Origin of the sequence: Melaminivora sp., assembly GCF_032059615.1 — a bacterium.
Lineage (GTDB): Bacteria > Pseudomonadota > Gammaproteobacteria > Burkholderiales > Burkholderiaceae_C > Melaminivora.
In genome coordinates this window covers 1-20869 of sequence record NZ_DAMCAM010000002.1, presented here as the reverse complement: position 1 = coordinate 20869, position 20869 = coordinate 1, and the positions used below count along the sequence as shown (strand labels likewise).

The 20869-nt window shown below is 70.3% G+C and carries 17 protein-coding genes; 9 read left to right on the top strand and 8 right to left on the bottom strand.

Features of this window, described 5'->3' with window-relative positions; genetic code table 11:
* Positions 1-10: 10 nt before the first annotated feature.
* Both RT051_RS00685 and RT051_RS00680 read right to left on the bottom strand, forming a co-directional pair.
* Entirely contained in the window at positions 11-1459 is a 1449-nt protein-coding gene (locus RT051_RS00685) for an AAA family ATPase (protein ID WP_313069944.1), read from the bottom strand.
* 304 nt (positions 1460-1763) lie between these two features.
* On the bottom strand, positions 1764-3092 hold the full coding sequence (locus tag RT051_RS00680) for an RsmB/NOP family class I SAM-dependent RNA methyltransferase (protein WP_313069940.1): 1329 nt from the start codon (positions 3090-3092) through the stop codon (positions 1764-1766).
* A gap of 250 nt (positions 3093-3342) precedes the next feature.
* Here RT051_RS00680 and RT051_RS00675 point away from each other — a divergent pair, with 250 nt between their 5' ends.
* Complete coding sequence (locus RT051_RS00675) at positions 3343-3897, top strand: hypothetical protein (protein ID WP_313069936.1); 555 nt, start codon at positions 3343-3345, stop codon at positions 3895-3897.
* A 39-nt stretch (positions 3898-3936) separates the two neighbouring features.
* Here RT051_RS00675 and purN read toward each other — a convergent pair whose 3' ends face one another.
* Positions 3937-4554 carry a phosphoribosylglycinamide formyltransferase gene (gene purN / locus RT051_RS00670; RefSeq protein ID WP_313069933.1) on the bottom strand — a complete coding sequence of 206 codons (618 nt, stop codon included), beginning with the start codon at positions 4552-4554 and terminating at the stop codon, positions 3937-3939.
* 20 nt (positions 4555-4574) lie between these two features.
* Here purN and RT051_RS00665 point away from each other — a divergent pair, with 20 nt between their 5' ends.
* The 3 genes from RT051_RS00665 (at position 4575) to RT051_RS00655 (ending at position 7658) form a co-directional block, all read left to right on the top strand.
* A complete protein-coding gene (locus RT051_RS00665; RefSeq protein ID WP_313069930.1) occupies positions 4575-5264 on the top strand; it encodes a YceH family protein in 690 nt (229 codons plus the stop codon).
* A gap of 78 nt (positions 5265-5342) precedes the next feature.
* Positions 5343-6524, top strand: a complete 1182-nt coding sequence (locus RT051_RS00660; RefSeq protein ID WP_313069927.1) for an acyl-CoA dehydrogenase family protein — start codon at positions 5343-5345, stop codon at positions 6522-6524.
* Between the two features lie 18 nt (positions 6525-6542).
* Positions 6543-7658, top strand: a complete 1116-nt coding sequence (locus RT051_RS00655) for an acyl-CoA dehydrogenase family protein (RefSeq protein ID WP_313069924.1) — start codon at positions 6543-6545, stop codon at positions 7656-7658.
* A 38-nt stretch (positions 7659-7696) separates the two neighbouring features.
* Here the strand turns inward: RT051_RS00655 and RT051_RS00650 are convergent, their stop codons facing one another.
* Positions 7697-8254, bottom strand: a complete 558-nt coding sequence (locus RT051_RS00650; protein WP_313069921.1) for an HNH endonuclease — start codon at positions 8252-8254, stop codon at positions 7697-7699.
* A gap of 130 nt (positions 8255-8384) precedes the next feature.
* On the opposite strand from RT051_RS00650, the gene RT051_RS00645 reads away from it, so the two are divergent.
* The 3 genes from RT051_RS00645 to lspA all read left to right on the top strand — a co-directional run bounded on the left by RT051_RS00645 (position 8385) and on the right by lspA (position 12933).
* The gene (locus tag RT051_RS00645; RefSeq protein WP_313069918.1) at positions 8385-9440 is read left to right on the top strand and encodes a bifunctional riboflavin kinase/FAD synthetase; all 1056 of its coding nucleotides are present in this window, start codon (positions 8385-8387) and stop codon (positions 9438-9440) included.
* Positions 9441-9553: 113 nt separating this feature from the next.
* Entirely contained in the window at positions 9554-12412 is a 2859-nt protein-coding gene (gene ileS / locus RT051_RS00640; RefSeq protein ID WP_313069915.1) for an isoleucine--tRNA ligase, read from the top strand.
* On the top strand, positions 12412-12933 hold the full coding sequence (lspA, locus tag RT051_RS00635) for a signal peptidase II (RefSeq protein WP_313069912.1): 522 nt from the start codon (positions 12412-12414) through the stop codon (positions 12931-12933). The genes ileS and lspA overlap by 1 nt, the downstream gene beginning before the upstream one ends.
* 60 nt (positions 12934-12993) lie before the next feature.
* On the opposite strand, the gene RT051_RS00630 is transcribed toward lspA, so the two are convergent.
* Positions 12994-14631: a methyl-accepting chemotaxis protein gene (locus RT051_RS00630; protein WP_313069909.1), complete on the bottom strand. Its 1638-nt coding sequence runs from the start codon at positions 14629-14631 to the stop codon at positions 12994-12996.
* 266 nt (positions 14632-14897) lie between these two features.
* Between RT051_RS00630 and RT051_RS00625 the strand changes: the two genes are divergently transcribed.
* The gene (locus tag RT051_RS00625) at positions 14898-16583 is read left to right on the top strand and encodes a Na/Pi cotransporter family protein (RefSeq protein ID WP_313069906.1); all 1686 of its coding nucleotides are present in this window, start codon (positions 14898-14900) and stop codon (positions 16581-16583) included.
* 7 nt (positions 16584-16590) lie between these two features.
* Here the strand turns inward: RT051_RS00625 and RT051_RS00620 are convergent, their stop codons facing one another.
* On the bottom strand, positions 16591-17586 hold the full coding sequence (locus RT051_RS00620; RefSeq protein ID WP_313069902.1) for a bile acid:sodium symporter family protein: 996 nt from the start codon (positions 17584-17586) through the stop codon (positions 16591-16593).
* A 99-nt stretch (positions 17587-17685) separates the two neighbouring features.
* On the bottom strand, positions 17686-18672 hold the full coding sequence (locus tag RT051_RS00615) for a quinone oxidoreductase (RefSeq protein ID WP_313069899.1): 987 nt from the start codon (positions 18670-18672) through the stop codon (positions 17686-17688).
* A 137-nt stretch (positions 18673-18809) separates the two neighbouring features.
* Here RT051_RS00615 and RT051_RS00610 point away from each other — a divergent pair, with 137 nt between their 5' ends.
* Entirely contained in the window at positions 18810-19730 is a 921-nt protein-coding gene (locus RT051_RS00610; protein ID WP_313069897.1) for a DMT family transporter, read from the top strand.
* 75 nt (positions 19731-19805) lie between these two features.
* On the opposite strand, the gene RT051_RS00605 is transcribed toward RT051_RS00610, so the two are convergent.
* Complete coding sequence (locus RT051_RS00605) at positions 19806-20621, bottom strand: SDR family oxidoreductase (protein WP_313069894.1); 816 nt, start codon at positions 20619-20621, stop codon at positions 19806-19808.
* Positions 20622-20869: the final 248 nt, after the last annotated feature.

The following is a 20869-nucleotide window of genomic DNA, read 5'->3' as shown; positions in this document are numbered from 1 at the left end:
GAGGCACTCATCATGAAGGAAGCCGCTCTGGATAGGGCTGGGCGCGCAAGCCGGACAGCGAGTACGCCAGGGGTTTATAGGCTTTCAGGGGGGCAGGCCATTGTTCCAGGCTCTGCCCGGCCTGGGCGCGGTCGGTGTGGCGCCCGACATACACCGCCCACACGGGCGGGGCGTCGGCGTTGCCGCTGGGGTGTGCGCGCTCGTGCACCCAGACCGGCTCCTGCGACTGGCGTGCCAGCACCAGCAGGCGCTGCGCGCCTTCGGCGTTGGAGGCGATGCCGATGCGCAGCGTCCAGAACTCCTGGGTCGGATCGTCGAACACGGCGCGCGTGCGCAGCACGGCCTCGCGCAGGGCCGGGGCCAGCGCGGCGTAGCGCTGCGAAACGGCACCGGGGGCGGCCCCCGGGGCGCCGGACGGGGGAGGCACCGCAACTGAGGCGGACACGCGCTCCGGGAGGGGGCCCGGCGCCTGCGCCGGGGGTGTCGCGGCGGGCGGCTCGGCAGGCAGGGCCACGGGCGCCGGTTCGGCGCGCCGCCCCAGGCCATAACCCAGGGCGCCGGCCGCGCCAGCGCCAGCCAGCGCCAGGGCCAGCCAGGCCAGCGGCCTGCGCCAGCGCGCCGCGGCCGGGCGGGCCGGTCGTCGGGCGCCGCCGCGGATGTCCTCGCCCGCCAGGCGCACGTGCTCGGCGCTCACCTGGCGCGCCCCCTGCGCGAAGGCCGCCAGCAGGGCCTTGTCGGCCAGCTGGTGGATGGCGCGGATGCGCCCGCCCGAAGCATCGATGAGCCGGCGCAGCGCCCGGGGCTCGAACAGCGCCCCGCCCTGCCAGCCGGCGCGGCGCAGGCGGTGCTCGATATAGGCGGCCGCGTCCGGGCCGGCCAGCGGTTGCAGCTCGAAGCGGTGCACCACCCGGTCGCGCACCTGGCGCAGGCGCGGCTGGGCCAGCAGGTCGTCAAGCTCGGGCTGGCCGAACAGCACGATCTGCAGCAATTTCTGCTGCGCCGTCTCCAGGTTGGACAGCAGCTTGATCTCTTCGAGCGACTCGGGCTGCATGGCCTGCGCCTCGTCGATCAGGGCCACGGCGCGGCGGCCCTGGGCATGGCGCTCGAGCAGCGCCTCCTGGATGGTGAGCACGGGCGACTGCCCCTCGCTCGGCGCCTTCAGACCCCAGTCGGCGATCAGCGACAGCAGGATCTCGCGCGGACCGAAGGACGGGTTGGCCAGATAGACCAGATCCACCTGCTCGCGCGGCAGGCGCTCGGCCAGCATGCGGCTGAGCATGGTCTTGCCGCTGCCGACCTCGCCCACCACGACGATGATGCCGTCCTCGTCGAGCACGGCGTGTTGCAGCGCATCGAGAATCGCCCCGCGCTCCTGGCCCTCGAAGAAAAAGCGGCCATTGGGCGTGATGCCGAACGGGGGTTCGGCCAGCCGGAAATGCTCCAGGTACAAAGAGGACAAGGCGGTGCCTTTACGAGACGGACAGGCCCGGACTGCGCCGGCGCAAACGCGTAGTTTACGGAAGTCTGCCGCCGCGCCAGGACCAGTATCAGAGTGCTTTGCCGCGGTGGGGGCGCCGGCCGGGGCGCGGCGCCGTGCCCGCGATTTTTATAGCAATATCTCGTTCACTGGCGCGGTCCGAGGGCGTTTTTTGCCAATGGATGGCCGCTTCAACCGCGCGAGCGAAGCGGCAGGCGCAGCCGGGCTTTTTTCGGCAGGGCGCCTTGCCCCTGGCGCACAGGAGCCAGTGCACCCCCGACCTGAGTCATTCCTTGCGCGTCCACGCGGCGGCGAAGAACCCGTCGGTGCCGTGCACGTGCGGCCACAGCCGCAGGTAGCGCGCCCCGCCCTCGCCGCCGCTGGCCAGCTGCGCGGCCTGCTCCACCTTCAGCCGCGCCAGCTCCTCGCCCACCTCCAGCGGCACGAAGTCGGGGTGCGCCGCGGCGAAGGCCTCGGCGATGGCCTCGTTCTCCTCGGGCAGCACGCTGCAGGTGGCATAGACCAGGCGCCCGCCCGGCTTGACCAGGCGCGCGGCGCTGGCCAGGATGGCGTGCTGCTTTTGCACCAGCTCGGCCACGCTCTTGGGGTTCTGGCGCCATTTCAGGTCGGGGTTGCGCCGCAGCGTGCCCAGGCCGGAGCACGGCGCATCGACCAGCACCCGGTCCATCTTGCCGGCCAGGCGCTTGATGCGCTCGTCGCGCTCGTGAGCGATGGCCACCGGATGCACGTTGGACAGGCCGCTGCGCGCCAGCCGCGGCTTCAGGCGCTCGAGCCGGTGCGCCGAGACATCGAAGGCATAGAGCCGCCCGGTGCTGCGCATGGTGGCGCCGATGGCCAGAGTCTTGCCGCCGGCGCCGGCGCAAAAATCGGCCACCATCTCGCCGCGCCGGGCATCGAGCAGCAGGGCCAACAGCTGCGAGCCCTCGTCCTGCACCTCGATGGCGCCGCTGGTGAACACCGGCAGCCGCGCCAGCGCCGGCTTGCCGTGCACGCGCAGGCCCCAGGGCGAGTGCGGCGTCACCTCGGATTTGATAGCAGCCTCTCCAAGATCGGCGCGGGCCTGCTCGCGTTTTGCCTTCAGGGCGTTGACACGCAGGTCGAGCGGCGCGCTGCGCGCCATGGCCTCGGCCAGGGCCTGCAGGCCGGCCTCGCCCAGTTGGGCCTTGAGCGGCGCGACCAGCCAGTCGGGCAGGTTGTGGCGGTGCGGGGCCAGCAGGTCCTCGTCGCGCACGGCGTCGCACTGGTCCAGCCACAGGCGCTCAGACTCGGTCAGGGCGCCTTTCAGGAAGTCGCGCGAGCCGCGGGCGTCGGGGCGGCCGGTGCGCTCGCGCTCCTGCTCGTCCAGCGCCTGGGCAAAACCCAGGATGGCCAGGCGCCGCTCGCGCGGGCCCGAGCCCGAACGCGCCAGGTATTCCAGCAGCGGCTTCCTGCGCAGCACGGCGTACGCCGTCTCGGCCAGGGTGGCGCGCTCGCGCGGGCCGAGCTGGCGGTGCTCGCGAAAGTAGCGCGAGACCACCGCGTCGGCCGGATGCTCGAAGGTCAGCACCTGCGCGACCAGTTCGGCGCAGGCGTCCAGAAGGGCTTTGGGATGCATGGGGCGATTGTCCCACCTGCGGCAGAGCCTGTGCCGTGGGCTTCTTGATTCAAGTCAAATATGCCACCAGCCCTTTAACAACAACGGCTTTTAGCTATTGAAAAATGAGTGACTGCACGATGCAGAACATCTGCCGGCAGCGCCGCGCTGCACCGTCCTACGCCGCCCTCGCAGGCCGCCCGCTACGTTAGGCCCCATCCACAGCCACAAGCGGGCACACCGCCCGCCACCAACAAGGAAGGAGCCCCCCATGGACTATCTGTTGCAAGGCATGTTTGGTGAAAAATCGCTCACCAAGGTGGTGGCCCTGTTCGACGACAAGGCCGGCGCCGAGGCCATGATCGGTCGCGTGCTGAGTCTGCCCGGCATGGAGCCAGGGCAGGTGCGCCTGCTGAGCCAGGCCGACCTGAAGACCCACCGCGCTGACCTGTTCGGCCGCAAGATGGAGCCCGAGCAGCGCGGCATTTTCAAGACGGCCTTTCGCGCCCACCTGGTCGCCGGCTTTGGCGGCTTCGCGCTGGGCTTGTTGCTGTACGCCTACTGGATGTCCACCGGGCACCCGATGCTGACCAGCAGCCCGCTGCTGGCCTTCATCGCCATCGTGGGCTTTGCCACCACCTTTGGCCTGCTGCTGGGCGGGCTCTTCACCCTGCGCCCGGACCACGTGCGCGTCATCACCCAGGTGCGCTCGGCGCTGCGCGCAGGCCGCTGGGCCCTGGTGGTGCACCCCACCGATTCCGACCAGACGCAGCGCGCCCAGGAGCTGCTGGAAGGCAGCGGCGCCAAGGTGCTGCGCACCTTGTGAGTGTCGGCCGGGCAGCCCTGCCCGGCCCCGCCCGGTGTTTCAGGAAGCGCTCGTGCAGAGCGCTTTTTCGCCTCCAGCCCCATCCCGCAGGTGCGCCAGGATGGCGCGCGGGTAGATCACGTGCTCCTGCTCGAGTACGCGGGCGGCCAGCGTCGCCGCCGTGTCGCAGGGCAGCACCGGCACCACCGCCTGCTCCAGGATGGGGCCCACGTCCAGCTCGGCCGTCACCTCGTGCACGGTGCAGCCGGCTACCTTGCAGCCCGCGTCGATGGCGCGCTGGTGCGTGTTCAGGCCCGTGAAGGCCGGCAGCAGCGAGGGGTGGATGTTCAGCAGCCGCCCGGCAAAGCGCTCGACGAAGGCCGGCGTGAGGATGCGCATGAAGCCGGCCAGCACCACCAGCGCCGGATCGTGCGCCTGAACGGCCTCGGCCAGCGCCGTGTCGAAGGCCTCGCGCGAGGGGTAGGCCTTGTGGTCGAGCACCTGCGTGGGGATGCCGCGCTCGCGCGCGAACTGCAGGCCCCCGGCATCGGCCCGGTTGCTCAGCACCGCGGCGATGCGGATGCCGTGGCGCCCGGCCCAGTCCTGCTGCTCGGCCGCGCGCACGATGGCCGCCATGTTGGAGCCGCCGCCGGAGATCAGAATCACGATGTTTTTCATTTGCCGCAAATTATCCCGCCATGTCCGCACCCTTTCCCGCACCCTTTGACGGCCGCAGCCAACCCCTGGATGGCGTCCAGGCCCGCGTGCTCGCCACGCTGATGGAAAAGTCGCGCACCGTGCCCGACAGCTACCCCCTCACCCTCAACAGCCTGGTGGCCGGCTGCAACCAGAAGTCCAGCCGCGAACCGGTCCTGCAGCTGAGCGAGGGCGAGGTGCAGGAGGCGCTCGACGGCCTGCGCCGGCGCGCGCTGGTGGTGGAGATTGGCGGCGCGCGCGTGGCGCGCTGGGAGCACAACTTCCCGCGCGGCGTGGGTGTGCCCGACCAGTCGGCGGTGCTGCTGTCGCTGCTGATGCTGCGCGGCCCGCAGACGGCGGGCGAGCTGCGCATCAACGCCGAGCGCTGGCACCGCTTTGCCGACATCTCCTCGGTCGAGGCCTTTTTGGACGAGCTGGCCGAGCGCAGCGACGAGCGCGGCGGCCCGCTGGTGGCGCTGCTGCCGCGCGCCCCCGGCGCGCGCGAGAGCCGCTGGGCCCACCTGCTGTGCGGCGCGCCGCAGCTGCCCGAGGCGGCGCCCGCATCCGCCCCGGCACCGGCAGGCGGCGCTCTGCCCGACCGCGTGCAGGCCCTGGAGGCGGAGGTGGCGGCGCTGCGCGCCACCGTGCACAGGCTGTGCGAGCAGCTCGGCCTGGATGCGGCAGGCGCCTGAACCTTCTCTGTCGCCGCGTGGACAGGAGCGGCACGAACGGTCGTGCTACAACCGGCGCCTCACAAGGAGACATGACGCATGGATCTCGCATTCACCCCTGAAGAGCAGGCCTTCCGCGCCGAGGTGCGCGAGTGGGTCCGCGGCCACCTGCCCCCCGACATCGCGCACAAGGTGCACAACGCCCTGCGCCTGACGCGCGAGGACATGCAGGGCTGGGCCAAGATTTTGGGCAAGAAGGGCTGGCTGGGCTACGCATGGCCCCAGGAGTTCGGCGGCCCGGGCTGGAACGCGGTGCAAAAGCACCTGTTCGAGGAGGAATGCGCCCTGGCCGGCGCGCCGCGCATCATCCCCTTCGGGCCGGTGATGGTGGCGCCGGTGATCATGGCGTTTGGCACGCCCGAGCAGCAAAAGCGCTTTTTGCCCGGCATCGCCAGCGGCGAGGTCTGGTGGAGCCAGGGCTACAGCGAGCCGGGCGCCGGCTCGGACCTGGCCAGCCTCAAGACCCGCGCCGAGCGCGTGGGCGACAAATACATCGTCAACGGCCAGAAGACCTGGACCACGCTGGGCCAGTACGGCGACTGGATGTTCAACCTGGTGCGCACCAGTACCGAGGGCAAGCCGCAGACCGGCATCTCTTTCCTGCTGCTGGACATGAAGTCGCCCGGCGTCACCGTGCGGCCCATCAAGCTGCTCGATGGCGAGTGCGAGGTCAACGAGGTTTTCTTCGACAACGTCGAGGTGCCCGCCGACCAGCTGATCGGCGAGGAGAACAAGGGCTGGACCTACGCCAAGCACCTGCTGGCGCACGAGCGCACCAACATCGCCGACGTGAACCGCGCCAAGCGCGAGCTGGAGCGCTTGAAGCGCATCGCAAAGACCGAGGGCGTCTGGGACGACCCGCGCTTTCGCGACCAGATCGCGCGGCTGGAGGTGGACGTGGTGGCGCTGGAGATGCTGGTGCTGCGCGTGCTGTCGGCGCAAAAGAGCGGCAAGAACCCGCTGGACATCGCGGGCCTTCTGAAGATTCGCGGCAGCGAGATCCAGCAGCGCTACACCGAGCTGATGATGCTGGCGGCCGGGCCCTTCTCGCTGCCCTTCATCGAGGAGGCCATGGACGCGGGCTGGCAGGGCGACTTCCCAGGCGGTGTGGTGGCCAACGCGCCGCTGGCCGCCAGCTACTTCAACATGCGCAAGACCACCATCTACGGCGGCAGCAACGAAGTGCAGCGCAACATCGTCGCGCAGACCGTGCTCGGCTGAACTTTCTGGAGACAACCCATGGATTTCGATTTCTCCGAAGACCAGCAGCAACTGCGCGATGCCGTGCGCCGCTGGGTGGACAAGGGCTACGGCTTCGAGCGCCGCCGCGCCATCGTGGCCGCCGGGGGCTTTGACCGCGCCGCCTGGAGCGAGCTGGCCGAGCTGGGCCTGACGGCCCTGATGGTGCCCGAGGTACACGGCGGCCTGGCCCAGGGCGCGGTGGACGCCATGGTGGCACTGGAGGAGCTGGGCCGGGGCATCGTGCTCGAGCCGCTGGCGCAGGCCTTCATCGCCGCGCGCCTGCTGGCCGACCACGCCCCGCAGGACATGCAAGCCCGCTGGCTGCCGGCAATCGCCAGCGGCGAAGCGCTGGTGGTGCTGGCCCACCAGGAGCGCAAGGCCCGCTACCGGCTCGACGTTTGCGAGGCAAAAGCAGCACAAGACGGCGACAGTCATAGGGTGACAGCTCTCAAAAGCATAGTCCCCGCAGGTGACCGGGCCGATGCCTTCATCGTGCCGGCGCAGCTGGACGGGCGCATCGCGCTGTTCCTGGTCGAGCGCCAGGCCGACGGCGTGCGCGCCGAGGGCTACCTGACCCAGAACGGCAGCCGCGCGGCCGAGCTGCGGCTGGACGATGCCCCCGCCCGGCTGCTCGCCGCCGACGGCCTGGCCGCGCTGGAGCTGGCGGCCGACATCGGCATCGCCAGCACCTGCGCCTACGCCGTGGGCACCATGGACGAGACCGTGCGCCTCACGGCCGACTACCTCAACCAGCGCCGGCAGTTCGGCGTGCCCATCGCCAGCTTCCAGGCGCTGCGCCACCGCATGGCCGACATGAAAATGAAGCTGGAGCTGGCGCGCTCCATGAGCTACTACGCCAGCCTCAAGCTGGCCGAGCCCGCCGCCGAGCGGCGCCAGGCCCTGGCCCGTGCCAAGGTGCAGCTGGGCCAGTCCATCCGTTTCGTCGGCCAGCAGTCGGTGCAGCTGCACGGCGGCATCGGCGTGACCGACGAATACATCGGCAGCCACTACTTCAAGACGCTGACCCAGCTGGAGATGACCTGGGGCGACACGCTGCACCACCTGGGCGAAGTGTCGGCGCGCATGCAGGAGACGGCCGGCGTGTTTGCCTGACGCGCCTGGCCGCATCTCTCCCCGCCCCGGCGCGCGCCTCAGCTCAGCAGCCGCGACGAACGGGGCACGTGCGCCATCAGAAACTCCATCTGGTCGGCCAGGATGCGCCGGTTGCGCAGGATGAAGTCCTCCCACAGGCTGGGCACGTAGGGCGTGTACAGGAGCGGCATGCGTGCCTGCTCGGGCGTGCGCGGGCCCTTTCTGTGGTTGCATGAGCGGCAGGCCGTCACCACGTTCATCCAGTGGTTCTGCCCGCCTCGGGCCACGGGGGCGATGTGCTCGCGCGTGAGGTCGGCCTCCGGGAAGTGCCCGCCGCAGTAGGCGCACAGGTTGCGGTCGCGCGCGAACAGTTTGCTGTTGGTGAGGCTGGGCGTGAGCTCGAAGGGGTTGATGCCCGGCGCGCCGCGTGTGCCGATGATGCTGCTCACGCCGATCTGCGACTGCAGCCCGGTGGCAGCGTTGTGCCCGCCGCGAAACACCGCGATCTGCGAGCCGAGCTCCCAGCGCACGTCGCCCGCGGCGTAGTGCGTCACCGCGTCCTCCAGCGTGATCCACGATTGCGGCAGCCCCTGGGCCGACAGCTTCAAGACCTTCACGAGAACCTCCCGATGCCTGGGCGCGCCGGGCAAAATGCGCGCCCCTGTCAGACAATATACTCCGCTCAGGTAAAACATGCGCAAGCCCTTGCCGGGATTGGGCATTCAGCTATCAAAACAAAAGCACCCAATGAAGATTTTTCGAGGCTTGCACCACCCTGGCGTGGCCCCGGCGTGCGCCCTGACCATCGGCAACTTCGACGGCGTGCACCGCGGCCATCAGGCCATGGTGGCACTGCTGATGGGCGAGGCGCAGCAGCGCGGCCTGCCCGGCTGCGCGCTGACCTTCGAGCCGCACCCGCGCGACTATTTCGCCCGCGTCCACCAGCGTCCCGAGCTGGCGCCGGCGCGCATCGGCACGCTGCGCGACAAGCTGGCGCAGCTGGCCGCCTGCGGTGTGGATCAGACCGTGGTGCTGCCCTTCAACGAGCGCCTGGCGCGCCTGACGGCGCAGGAGTTCATCGACCAGGTGCTGGTGGCCGGCCTGGGTGCGCGCTACGTGCTGGTGGGCGACGACTTTCGCTTCGGCAGCCAGCGCGCGGGCGACTACGCGCTGCTCGATGCGGCCGGGCGGCAGCAGGGCTTCGAGGTGGCGCGCATGAACAGCTACGAGCTGCACGGCGAGCGCGTCTCCAGCACCGCCGTGCGGCAAGCCCTGGCCGCGGGCGACATGGACGAGGCGGCGCGCCTGCTGGGCCGGCCCTACGCCATCTCCGGCCACGTGGTGCATGGGCGCAAGCTTGGCCGGGCACTGGGCCAGTCGGCCGCCAGCGGCCCGCACCAGGACGGCTTTCGCACGCTGAACCTGCGCTTTTCGCACTGGAAGAGCGCGGCCAGCGGCATCTTCGCCGTGCTGGTGCATGGGCTGGACGACGAGCCCCTGCCGGGCGTGGCCAACCTGGGCGTGCGTCCGTCCCTCGATCCGGGCGACGTGAACGGCGGGCGCGTGCTGCTGGAGACGCACTGCCTCACCTGGCCCGCCCACCTGGGGCCGGAAGGGGCCTACGGTAAAATCATCCGGGTGGAACTGCTGCACAAACTGCACGACGAGCGCAAGTACGAGAGCCTCGACGCCCTCACCGCCGGCATCGCCCGCGACTGTGCCGAGGCGCGCGCCTTCTTTGCCGCCGCCCCCTCGGCCACCCACGCCGAAACCCGCCGCCAGACCACGCGCGACCGAATTTGACGGGCGCGCCCCGTCCTCGCGCGGGCCGGCGCCCGCTGCACCTTCCCTCTTTCCTGCTCCCACCGCCCCGACCCGCGCGGGCCGGAGCACACCCCTGAAGGCCCGAGACCCCGATGTCCGATCAGAAGAACGCCAAGAACGCCCCCGCGAGCGGCTACCGCAGCACGCTCAACATGCCCGACACGCCCTTCCCCATGCGCGGCGACCTGGCCCGCCGCGAGCCGCAGTGGGTGCGCGAGTGGGACGAAAAGGGCATCTACCAGCGCCTGCGCGACGCCCGCCGCGGCGCGCCCAAGTTCATCCTGCACGACGGCCCGCCCTATGCCAATGGCCAGCTGCACATCGGCCACGCGGTGAACAAGATCCTCAAGGACATGATCGTCAAGGAGCGCCAGCTTGAAGGCTTCGATGCGCTCTACACCCCGGGCTGGGACTGCCACGGCCTGCCGATCGAGAACGCCATCGAGAAGCTGCACGGCCGCAAGCTGCCGCGCGACGAGATGCAGGCCAGCGGCCGGGCGTTTGCCGCCGAGCAGATCGACCAGCAGCGCCGCGACTTCAAGCGCCTGGGCGTGCTGGGCGAGTGGGACAACCCCTACCAGACCATGGCCTATGCCAGCGAGGCCGGTGAACTGCGCGCGCTGAAAAAGGTCATGCAGCGCGGCTTCGTCTATCGCGGCTTGAAGCCCGTGCACTGGTGCTTCGACTGCGCCTCGTCGCTGGCCGAGTTCGAGATCGAGTACCAGGACAAGCAGAGCCAGACGCTGGACGTCATGTTCCCGGCCGCCGAGCCAGACCAGCTCGCCGCCGCCTTCGGCCTGGCTGCGCTGGGCAAGCCGGCATTTGCCGTCATCTGGACCACCACCTCCTGGACTATTCCCGCCAACCAGGCGCTGAACGTGAACCCCGAGCTGGAGTACAGCTTGGTGGACACCGGGCGCGGCCTGCTGATGGTGGCCTCGGCCCTGGTGGACCAGTGCCTGGAGCGCTGGGGCCTCGCCGGCACCGTGGTCGCCACCACCCTGGGCGAAAAACTCGACCACATCAGGTTCAAGCACCCGCTGGCACATGTGGATGCGGCATTCGACCGCTTCTCGCCCATTTATCTCGCCGAATACGCGACGGCCGAGGACGGCACCGGCATCGTGCATTCCTCGCCCGCCTATGGCGTGGACGACTTCAACTCCTGCGTGGCCAACGGCATGCGCTACGAGGACATCCTGAATCCCGTCCAGGGCAACGGCGTCTATGCGCCCGACCTGGGGCTGTTCGGCGGCCAGCACATCTGGAAGGCGGTGCCGGTCATCATCGACGCGCTGCGCGTGGCCGACCGGCTGCTGAACACGAAAACCATCACCCACAGCTACCCGCACTGCTGGCGCCACAAGACCCCGGTCATCTACCGCGCCGCCGCGCAGTGGTTCATCCGCATGGACGAGGGCGAGGGCGTGTTCACCGACCCGGCGCAAAAGCCCGCCAAGACCCTGCGCCAGATCGCCCTGGAGGCCATCGAGCACACCAGCTTCTACCCGGAAAACGGCCGTGCCCGCCTGCGCGACATGATTGCTGGCCGGCCCGACTGGTGCATCTCGCGCCAGCGCAGCTGGGGCGTGCCGCTGCCCTTCTTCCTGCACCAGGACTCGGGCGAGCTGCACCCGCGCACCATGGAGATCATCGACCAGGCGGCCGCCATCGTCGAGCAGGGCGGCATCGAGGCCTGGAGCCGCGCCACGGCCGAGGAGATCCTGGGCGCTGAGGACGCGCAGCACTACACCAAGAGCACCGACATCCTGGAGGTCTGGTTCGACTCCGGCTCCACCTTCTGGCACGTGCTGCGCGGCACGCACGCCGGCATGCACCACGACTCTGGCCCCGAGGCCGACCTGTACCTGGAAGGCCACGACCAGCACCGCGGCTGGTTCCACAGCTCGCTGCTGCTGGCGTCGGCCATCTTCGGGCGCGCGCCCTACCGCGGCCTGCTCACGCACGGCTTCACGGTGGACGGCCAGGGCAAGAAGATGAGCAAGTCGCTGGGCAACACCGTCTCGCCGCAGGAGGTGAGCGGCAAGCTGGGCGCGGAGATCATCCGCCTGTGGTGCGCCTCCACCGACTACTCCGGCGACCTGGCCATCGATGACAAGATCCTGGCCCGCGTGGTGGACGCCTACCGGCGCATCCGCAACACGCTGCGCTTCCTGCTGGCCAACGTGAGCGACTTCGACCCGGCAGCAGACGCCGTGGCCCCCGCCGACCTGCTGGAGATCGACCGCTGGGCGCTGGCGCACGCGGCGCGCGTGCAGCAGGAGATCCTGGCGCACTACAGGGTCTATGAGTTCCACCCGGTGGTGGCGCGCCTGCAGCTGTTTTGCTCAGAGGACCTGGGCGGCTTCTACCTGGACGTGCTCAAGGACCGGCTCTACACGACGGCGCCGAAGTCGCTGGCGCGGCGCAGCGCGCAGACCGCCCTGCACCAGATCACCCACGCCATGCTGCGCTGGATGGCGCCCTTCCTGTCCTTCACCGCGGAGGAATCCTGGAAGGTCTTCGGCCATTCGGAATCCATCTTCCTGGAGACTTTCACCGACCTGCCGCAGGGCGACGAGGCGCTGCTGGCCAAGTGGCAGCGCCTGCGCGCCATCCGCGACGCCGTGAACAAGGAGATCGAGGCGGTACGCGAATCCGGCGCCGTGGGCTCGTCCCTGCAGGCCGTGGTGCGCCTGGGCACGGGCCCTGAGGACCACGCGCTGCTGGCCAGCCTGGGGGATGACCTGAAGTTCATCTTCATCGTCTCCGCCGTCGAACTTGTGGCCGCGCAGCAGCTCGAGATCGCGGTGCAGCCCAGCCCAGACCCCAAGTGCGAGCGCTGCTGGCACTGGCGTGCCGACGTGGGCCACGACGCCGCGCACCCTGCGCTGTGCGGCCGCTGCACCAGCAACCTGGACGGCGCGGGCGAAGCCCGGCTGCACGCGTGATGGCGCGCGCGGCAGGCGGCGGCAAGGGCCGGGGCATGGTGATCTGGCTGGCCTGGGCGCTGTTCATCTTTCTGGCCGACCAGTTCACCAAGACGCTGATCCTGGGCTACTACCAGCTGGGCGACGCGACGCCGGTGACGTCGTTCTTCAACATCGTGCGCGCGCACAACACGGGTGCCGCGTTCTCCATGCTGGCCGACGCTGGCGGCTGGCAGCGCTGGCTGTTCACCGGCATCGGCGCGGTGGCGGCCGTCTTCATCCTGTGGCAGCTGTACCGCCACCCGGGGCAGAAACTCTACGCCTTTGCCCTTTCGAGCATCCTGGGCGGCGCCGTGGGCAACGTGGTGGACCGCCTGATGCACGGCTACGTGGTGGACTTCCTCGACTTCCACTGGCCGTTCCTCTCGGGCGTCTTCCACGGCGGGCACTTTCCCGCCTTCAACCTGGCCGACGCGGGCATCACCCTGGGCGCGGCCTGCCTGATCCTGGACGAGCTGCTGCGCGTGCGCCGCGCCGGGTGAGCGCGCGCCGCGGTTGCGGCGCGCGCTCCCGCCAGGCTCTCAGAGCCTGCTCACGGGCTCTCAGTGCGTGAGGGCCGGCGCCCGGGGCGCCGCGGCCCGGCTGGCGGCGGCCCCGGCCGGGCGCTGCTCCAGCTTGAAGGTGGTGGCCAGCTGCGCCAGCTGGCGGGCCTGGGACTGCAGCGAGTCCGAGGCGGCCGAAGTCTCTTCCACCAGCGCGGCGTTCTGCTGCGTCACGCCGTCGAGGTGGGCCACGGCCTGGTTGATCTGCGTGAGGCCCAGCGACTGCTCGCGGCTGGCCGCGGCAATCTCATCGACCAGGCGCGCCACGCGCTCGATCACGCCGACGATCTCCTGCATGGTCGCGCCCGCCTCGCCCACCTGCGAGCTGCCGGCGTTGACCTTGGCGGTGGAGTCGGTGATGAGGTCCTTGATCTCGCGCGCCGCCGCCGCCGAGCGCTGTGCCAGCATGCGCACCTCGCCCGCCACCACGGCAAAGCCCCGGCCCTGCTCGCCCGCGCGCGCGGCCTCCACGGCGGCGTTCAGCGCCAGGATGTTGGTCTGGAAGGCGATGCCGTCGATCACGCTGATGATGTCGGCCACGCGCGCCGAGGCGGTGTTGATGCCCTGCATGGTCTGCACCACCTGCTCCATGGTGGCGCCGCCGCGCTGCGCCACGCCGGTGGCGGTGGCGGCCAGCTGGCTGGCCTGGGCGGCGCTGTCGGCGTTGTGCTGGACGGTGCTCGACAGCTCCTCGGTGGCCGAGGCGGTCTCTTCCAGAGCGCTGGCCTGCTGCTCGGTGCGCGAGGCCAGGTCGCGCGTGCCCGCCGCCACCTGTGTGGAGGCGCCGGCGATGGCGCTGGCGCCGCCGCTGACCTGGCCGATGATGTGGCTCAGGTTGCCGCGCATGGTCTCCATCTGCGTGAGCATGGCGCCGATCTCGTCGCGGCCACCGTCCGACTGCTCGATGCGGTGAGTGAGGTCGCTCGACGCAATGGCCGACGCCGCGGCGTTGGCCGAGCGAAAGCCCCGAGCCAGCCGCGCCAGCAGGGCCAGTCCCATGAGCGAGGCCGGCAGGCCCAGCAGGAAGGTCGAGAGGGCGAAGATCCACAGGGCCAGCTCATAGCGCTGCTGCGCGCCCTGGTAGGCGGCATCGGCCTGCGCGACCTGGTGGGTGCGAAACCGCTGGGCGGCCGTGACCATGGCCTCGCCATGGGTGCGCCCGGCCTGCAGGAAGCGCTCCATGCGATCGGGAGCGTAGTCTCCCTGACGCACGGCCTGGGTGGCCGCATCCAGTTCTGCTACCCAGGCGGCACGTGCGGCCTGCAGGGCGGCGAACAGCTCTTTTTCCTCGGGGCTCTGCAGGGCCTCCTCCATCGCCTTGAGGGTCTGGGTGATCCTGCCGCGCATGCCGGTGAGCGAGGTCAGGTGCTCCTCCACCGGATGCTGGTGGATGGCCGCCAGCAACCCTTCCGGGGCGTGCTGAAAAGCCAGCAGCAGCTGCACGCGGTTCTGCACCGCCAGCGCGGCCACGTCGTCGGCCTGCAGCGCCAGCGCCATGGCGTGGTCGTGCACGGACTTCAGGCTGTCACGCGCCGAGGACAGGCCCCACAGGCTCACGCCGATGACGGCGGCGCCCGAGAGCCAGAAAGCGCTCAGGATCAGGAGAAAACGATGGGTGATGCGCAGCCGATTCCACATGCCTGGGAGACCCGAGAAAGTGCAAAGCGGCGATGTTACGCGGGCCGCCCTCCTTTTGCGCATGTTTACCGGGCGTGCGTGCCTTCTTTCCCTTCCGAAGGGCCGCGGCCGGCATTTTTTTCGCGTCCGGTCAAGTGCCGGCGACATGTAACGAAGCCGCCGGGGGTACTGCGGCGCGACCGCTCCCGCGGGGCGCGGCAGCGCTATGCTGCAAGGTTCGGCGCAGCGCGCGCCGGCCGCGTTTTTCCGTCGTCTCCCGTTCCTTCATGAAGCATCTGCTCAATCTGCTGGCCGCCGTCGCCCTGCTCGTCTGGGGCACGCATCTCGTTCGCACGGGGGTGCTGCGCGTGTTCGGCGCCAACCTGCGCACGATGCTGGCGCGCAGCCTGGGCAACCGCTTCACGGCCGCGCTCTCGGGCATCGGCGTCACCGCCCTGGTGCAGTCGAGCACCGCCACTTCGCTCATGACGGCGTCCTTCGTCGGCCAGGGCCTGATCACGCTGCCGGCGGCACTGGCCGTCATGCGCGGCGCCGACATCGGCACGGCCCTCATGGCCATGGTCTTCTCGCTGGACCTGTCGTGGCTGTCGCCGGTCTTCATCTTCGTCGGCGTGGTGCTGTTCATCACGCGCCAGGCCAGCACCGCCGGGCGCGTGGGGCGGGTGTTCATCGGCCTGGGGCTGATGCTGCTGGCGCTCGAGCGCGTGGTGCAGGCCACCGAGCCCATGCTGACCTCGCCCATCACGCCGCTGGTGCTGGAGGCCATCGCCAGCGACCTGCTGACCGAGATCCTGATCGGCGCGGTGCTGGCCATCGTCTCCTATTCCAGCCTGGCCGTGGTGCTGCTGATCGCCGCCATGGCCGACACCCAGGTCGTGCCGCTGGGCATGGCGCTCGGCATGGTGCTCGGGGCCAACCTGGGCAATGGCCTGGCGGCCGTGCTGACCATGGCGCGCTCGAGCGTGGAGGTGCGCCAGGTCACGGTGGGCAACATGGTCTTCAAGATCCTGGGCGTGGCGCTGATGGCGCCCTTCATCGGCCTGTGGATACGCCATGTCGAGCCCATCCTGCCCGGCACCTCGCACAGCGTGGTGCTGTTCCACCTGATCTACAACATCATCATCAGCGTGGGCTTCATCGGCTTCACGCAGTGGGTGGCCAAGTGGGTGGCGCGCCTGCTGCCCAAGCCCGCGCAGGCGCAGGGCGAGCGCCCGCACCACCTGGACCCTTCGGCTCTGGGCACTCCGTCGCTGGCGATTTCCTGCGCGGTGCGCGAGGCGCTCTACCAGGCCGATGTGGTCGAGAGCATGCTCGTGGGCGTGATGGAGGTGATCCGCAACAACGACGAGGCGCAGGCGCAGCGCCTGCGCAAGATGGACGACGAGGTGGACAGCCTGTACTCGTCCATCAAGTACTACCTGACCAAGGTCTCACGCGACGACCTGGGCGAGGAGGAGAGCCGCCGCTGGGCCGACATCCTGAGCTTCACCATCAACATGGAGCAGATCGGCGACATCATCGAGCGCATCGTCCAGGACATCGAGGACAAGAAGATCAAGAAGGGCGTGCACTTTTCCGAGGCCGGCATGGCCGAGATCACCGAGCTGCACCAGCACCTGCTGAGCAACCTGCGCCTGGGCATGAGCGTGTTCCTCAACGGCAACCTGCGCGATGCGCAGCGCCTGCTGGAGGAGAAGGTGCACTTTCGCAACCTGGAGCGCGCCTACGCCACCAGCCACCTGATGCGCTTGACGGACCGCACGGTGCGCAGCATGGAGACGAGCTCGCTGCACATCGACCTGATCAGCGACCTGAAACGCATCAACTCGCACATCAGCTCGATCGCCTACCCCATCCTGGAGTCCGCCGGCGCGCTCTCGCCCAGCCGCCTGCGCCCCGAGCGCGCGAGCGAAGCCGACCTGGCCCCGCAGCCTCAGGGCGACGCGTCCTGAGCCAGATTCAGGGGGCGACTGCTGCCCCTGCCCGCATGCGCCCCTGGCGGGCGTAGCGCTGCGCCAGCACCGCGCTGACCATGAGCTGCATCTGGTGGAACACCATTAGCGGCAGCACGATGGCGCCGGCCGCCTGCGAATCGAACAGCACCTTGGCCATGGGCACGCCGCTGACCAGGCTCTTCTTGGAGCCGCAAAAGACGATGGTGATCTCGTCCTCGCGCGAAAACCCGAGCCGCCGCGACAGCCAGGTGGTGAAGCCCAGCGCCAGCCCCAGCAGCACGGCGCACACCACCAGCAGGCCGGCCAGCGCCGGCAGCGGCAGCAGCTGCCACAGCCCGCCCGCCACCGCGGCGCTGAAGGCGGTATAGACGACCAGCAGCACCGAGCCCTGGTCGACGTATTTCAGCGCCGCCGCGCGCCGCGCCATGAAGCCGGCGATCCACGGCCGCAACAGGTGGCCGCAGGCAAAGGGCAGCATGAGCTGCAGCATGATGCGGCCGATGCCGCCGAGCACGTCCTGCCCGGCGCTGGCGGCCTGGGGCAGCACCAGGCTGACCAGCACCGGCGTGATGAAGATGCCCAGCAGCGTCGAGGCCGAGGCGCTGCACACGGCGGCGGCCATGTTGCCCCCGGCCACGGCCGTGAAGGCGATGGCCGACTGCACGGTGGCCGGCAGCACGCACAGGAACAGCACGCCGGTGTAGAGCTCGGGCGTCACCAGCGGCGTGAGCACGGGCTTGAGCAACAGGCCCAGCACCGGAAACAGCGCGAAGGTGCACAGCACCACCAGCAGGTGCAGCCGCCAGTGGCCGATGCCGGCCAGCACCGCCTGGCGCGACAGCTTGGCGCCGTGCATGAAGAACAGCAGCGCCACCACGGCGGTGGTCGCGTGTTCGAGCCTCCCGGCCAGCGCGCCGGTGGCCGGCAGCAGGCTGGCCAGCAGCACGGTGCCCAGCAGCGCGAGGGTGAAGTTGTCGGGAAGAAGACGGGAGCGCGGCATGGGCCAAAAACCGATGTTTCTTATTTTTGATAGCGAAAAGTCTTTGCCAGGCTTGGGTTTCAGGAGTATTTGAGCTGGACTGCGCAAATACCCCGGCCCTCACGGCAGCGTCAGGATGGTCGAGCCCGTGGTGCGGCGCGCCTCCAGGTCGCGGTGCGCCTGCTGCACGTCATCGAGCGCGTAGCGTTGCGCGATATGGATCTTCACCTGGCCGCTGGCCACCACGGCGAACAGCTCGTCGGCCATGGCCTGCGTGGCCTCGCGCGTGCGGATGTGGGTGAACAGCGTCTGGCGCGTGACGTAGAGCGAGCCCAGCGCGCCGAGCTGCGCCGGCGCAAACGGCGACACCGGCCCGGACGCGTTGCCGAAGCTGGCCATCAGGCCGAAGGGGCGCAGGCACTGCAGGGACTGCTCCCAGGTGTCCTTGCCCACCGAGTCATAGACCACCTTGACGCCGCGCCCCCCGGTGATCTCGCGCACGCGCGCGGCAAAGTCCTCGGTGCGGTAGTTGATGGCGTGCGCCGCGCCGTTGTCCAGCGCCAGGCGGCACTTCTCGTCGCTGCCGGCGGTGGCGATCAGCTGCAGGCCCAGTGCGCGTGCCCACTGGCAGGCGATCAGGCCCACGCCGCCGGCGGCGGCGTGAAACAGCACGTGGTCGCCCGGCTGCAGGCCCTCCACCGGCAGGGTCTTCTTGAGCAGGTACTGCGCGGTGAGGCCCTTGAGCATCATGGCCGCGCCGGTCTCGAAGTCGATGGCGTCGGTCAGGCGGCACACGCACTGCGCCGGCATGACGCGCGCCTCGCAGTAGCTGCCCGGCGGCATGCTGGCATAGGCCGCGCGGTCCCCCACGGCCAGGTGCGTGACACCCTCACCCACCGCCTCGATCACGCCCGAGGCCTCCATGCCGATGGTCGCAGGCAGGGCGAGCGGGTACAGGCCCGTGCGGTGATAGACGTCGATGAAGTTCAGCCCGATGGCGCGGTGGCGGATGCGCACCTCGCCCGGGCCGGGCTCGCCCACCGGCACATCGACGAGCTGCAGCTCCTCGGGGCCGCCGTGCTGGCGGATCTGTACGGCACGGGTCATGTTCTGGTCTCTCCTGGGCAAAAAAGGGGTTGGTGTGGATGCGGGCCGGCCTGCCGGCCACGCGCAGCCCGCCATGGTGCCATGCACGCAGCAGCCGCGCAGTCGCTGCGGCGCAGCGGTTACAGTCGCACCCCGCCATGCCCTCTTCCCAACCCGAGACCGACCGGCTCACGCCCGGCACCGCCCTGCTGCTGGCCACCGCGCCGCTGATGTGGGCCGGCAATGCCGTGGTCGGCCGCCTGGCCGCGCCGCTGATCGCGCCCGTGGCGCTGAACTTCCTGCGCTGGCTGCTGGCCCTGGCGCTGCTCCTGCCGCTGGCCTGGCCGGTGCTGCGCCCGGGCAGCGGCCTGTGGCCGCACTGGCGGCGCTACGCGCTGCTGGGCCTGCTGGGCATCGGCAGCTACAACGCACTGCAGTACATGGCGCTGACCACCTCCACGCCGCTGAACGTGACGCTGGTGGGCGCGGGCGCGCCGATCTGGATGCTGGCCATCGGCGCGCTGTTCTTCAAGGCGCCGGTCTCGCGCCAGCAGGTGCTGGGGGCGCTGGCCTCCATCGCCGGGGTGCTCACGGTGCTCAGCCGCGGCAGCTGGCAGGAGCTGCTGGCGCTGCGCCTGGTGGCGGGCGACCTCTACATGGTGCTGGCCACGCTGTCCTGGGCGCTCTACAGCTGGCTGCTGGTGCGCACCGACCAGCCGGCCTCCATCCGCGGCGACTGGGCCGCCTTTCTGATGGCGCAGATGGTCTTCGGCCTGGCCTGGTCGGGGCTGTTCACGGGGGTGGAATGGTCGCTCGGGCGCTGGCACGCCAGCTGGGGCTGGCCCCTGGCGGCCATGCTGGTGTTCATCGCCATCGGCCCCGCCCTGCTGGCCTACCGCTGCTGGGGCCTGGGCGTGCAGCGCGCCGGGCCGGTGATGGGCGCGTTCTTCATCAACCTGACGCCGCTGTTTGCGGCGCTGCTGTCGGCGGCCTTCCTCGGCGAGGTGCCGCACGGCTACCACGGGCTGGCGTTCGCGCTGATCGTGGGCGGCATCGTCATCTCGTCGCGCCGCAGCTGAAGACGAAAATTCGCATCAAAAAGGCCGGAAGCCCGCGCCAGTCATTGGCTTGCAGCTATATAAATTGAAGCCGGCTCAAAACGCCCCCGGGTAGGCCCCGCCATCGGCCAGGAGGTTCTGCCCGGTGATGTAGCCCGCGTGCACGCTGCACAGGAAGGCGCAGATGGCGCCGAACTCGGCCGGCGTGCCAAAGCGCCGCGCCGGCACCTGGGCCTGCTGCGCTGCGCGCACGTCCTCTTCGCTGCGGCCCGTCTGCGCGGCGGCGGCGCGGAAGGTGGTGGCCAGCCGGTCGGTGTCGAACTTGCCCGGCAGCAGGTTGTTCACGGTGACGCCGCGTGCGGCCAGGGGGCTGCGCGCCAGGCCGGCGACGAACCCCGTCAGGCCGCTGCGCGCGCCGTTGGACAGGCCCAGGATGTCGATGGGTGCCTTGACGGCGCTCGACGTGATGTTGACGACCCGCCCGAAGCCCCGCGCCGCCATGCCATCGACCGTGGCGCGCATCAGCTCGATGGGCGTCAGCATGTTGGCGTCCAGCGCACGCAGCCAGGCCTCCCGGTCCCAGTCGCGAAAGTCCCCCGGCGGCGGGCCGCCGGCATTGGTCACGACGATATCGAAATCGGTGCCCGGGCCGCCGGCCAGGGCGAACACCGCGGCGCGCCCCTCGGCCGTGGTGATGTCGGCGGCGGCGGCGAGCACCCGCGGTGCGGTGCCGTTGTCGCTGGCAGCGCCCAGGGCCTGCAGCTCGGCTGCGGCCTGCTGCAACCCCTCGGCGCCGCGCGCATTGACGACCACGTTGACGCCCTCGCGCACCAGCGCCTCGGCGCAGCCGCGCCCCAGTCCTCTGCTTGCGCCGCACACCAGCGCCCACTTGCCCGCCAGGCCCAGATTCATCGCTTGACTCCTTTGCGTTGTCCGTCCCGGCCGACGCCGGGAAAAAGGCGATGGTAGCCCTGGCAAGGGCTTGCCGCGTCAGGCGATCAGAAGCTCTCCCACTCGTCGTCCGCGCCGGCGCCGGCCGATGCGGGGGTGCGGGTGGGCGCTGGAGCAGGTGCGGCGATGGCCGGCCGGCTCTGCGGCCGCGCCGGTGTGGCGCCGGCGGCAGGGGCTGCCGCCCGGGCAAGCACCGGCCGGGCGGGCGC

What these genes read in the sequence shown, in the direction of transcription:
- RT051_RS00615 (WP_313069899.1), bottom strand. Translation starts at nt 18,672, where the DNA reads ATGACCCGTGCCGTACAGATCCGCCAGCACGGCGGCCCCGAGGAGCTG.
- RT051_RS00610 (WP_313069897.1), top strand. Translation starts at nt 18,810, where the DNA reads ATGCCCTCTTCCCAACCCGAGACCGACCGGCTCACGCCCGGCACCGCC.
- RT051_RS00620 (WP_313069902.1), bottom strand. Translation starts at nt 17,586, where the DNA reads ATGCCGCGCTCCCGTCTTCTTCCCGACAACTTCACCCTCGCGCTGCTG.
- purN (WP_313069933.1), bottom strand. Translation starts at nt 4,554, where the DNA reads ATGAAAAACATCGTGATTCTGATCTCCGGCGGCGGCTCCAACATGGCG.
- RT051_RS00665 (WP_313069930.1), top strand. Translation starts at nt 4,575, where the DNA reads ATGTCCGCACCCTTTCCCGCACCCTTTGACGGCCGCAGCCAACCCCTG.
- lspA (WP_313069912.1), top strand. Translation starts at nt 12,412, where the DNA reads ATGGCGCGCGCGGCAGGCGGCGGCAAGGGCCGGGGCATGGTGATCTGG.
- RT051_RS00645 (WP_313069918.1), top strand. Translation starts at nt 8,385, where the DNA reads ATGAAGATTTTTCGAGGCTTGCACCACCCTGGCGTGGCCCCGGCGTGC.
- RT051_RS00675 (WP_313069936.1), top strand. Translation starts at nt 3,343, where the DNA reads ATGGACTATCTGTTGCAAGGCATGTTTGGTGAAAAATCGCTCACCAAG.
- ileS (WP_313069915.1), top strand. Translation starts at nt 9,554, where the DNA reads ATGTCCGATCAGAAGAACGCCAAGAACGCCCCCGCGAGCGGCTACCGC.
- RT051_RS00605 (WP_313069894.1), bottom strand. Translation starts at nt 20,621, where the DNA reads ATGAATCTGGGCCTGGCGGGCAAGTGGGCGCTGGTGTGCGGCGCAAGC.
- RT051_RS00680 (WP_313069940.1), bottom strand. Translation starts at nt 3,092, where the DNA reads ATGCATCCCAAAGCCCTTCTGGACGCCTGCGCCGAACTGGTCGCGCAG.
- RT051_RS00630 (WP_313069909.1), bottom strand. Translation starts at nt 14,631, where the DNA reads ATGTGGAATCGGCTGCGCATCACCCATCGTTTTCTCCTGATCCTGAGC.
- RT051_RS00660 (WP_313069927.1), top strand. Translation starts at nt 5,343, where the DNA reads ATGGATCTCGCATTCACCCCTGAAGAGCAGGCCTTCCGCGCCGAGGTG.
- RT051_RS00655 (WP_313069924.1), top strand. Translation starts at nt 6,543, where the DNA reads ATGGATTTCGATTTCTCCGAAGACCAGCAGCAACTGCGCGATGCCGTG.
- RT051_RS00625 (WP_313069906.1), top strand. Translation starts at nt 14,898, where the DNA reads ATGAAGCATCTGCTCAATCTGCTGGCCGCCGTCGCCCTGCTCGTCTGG.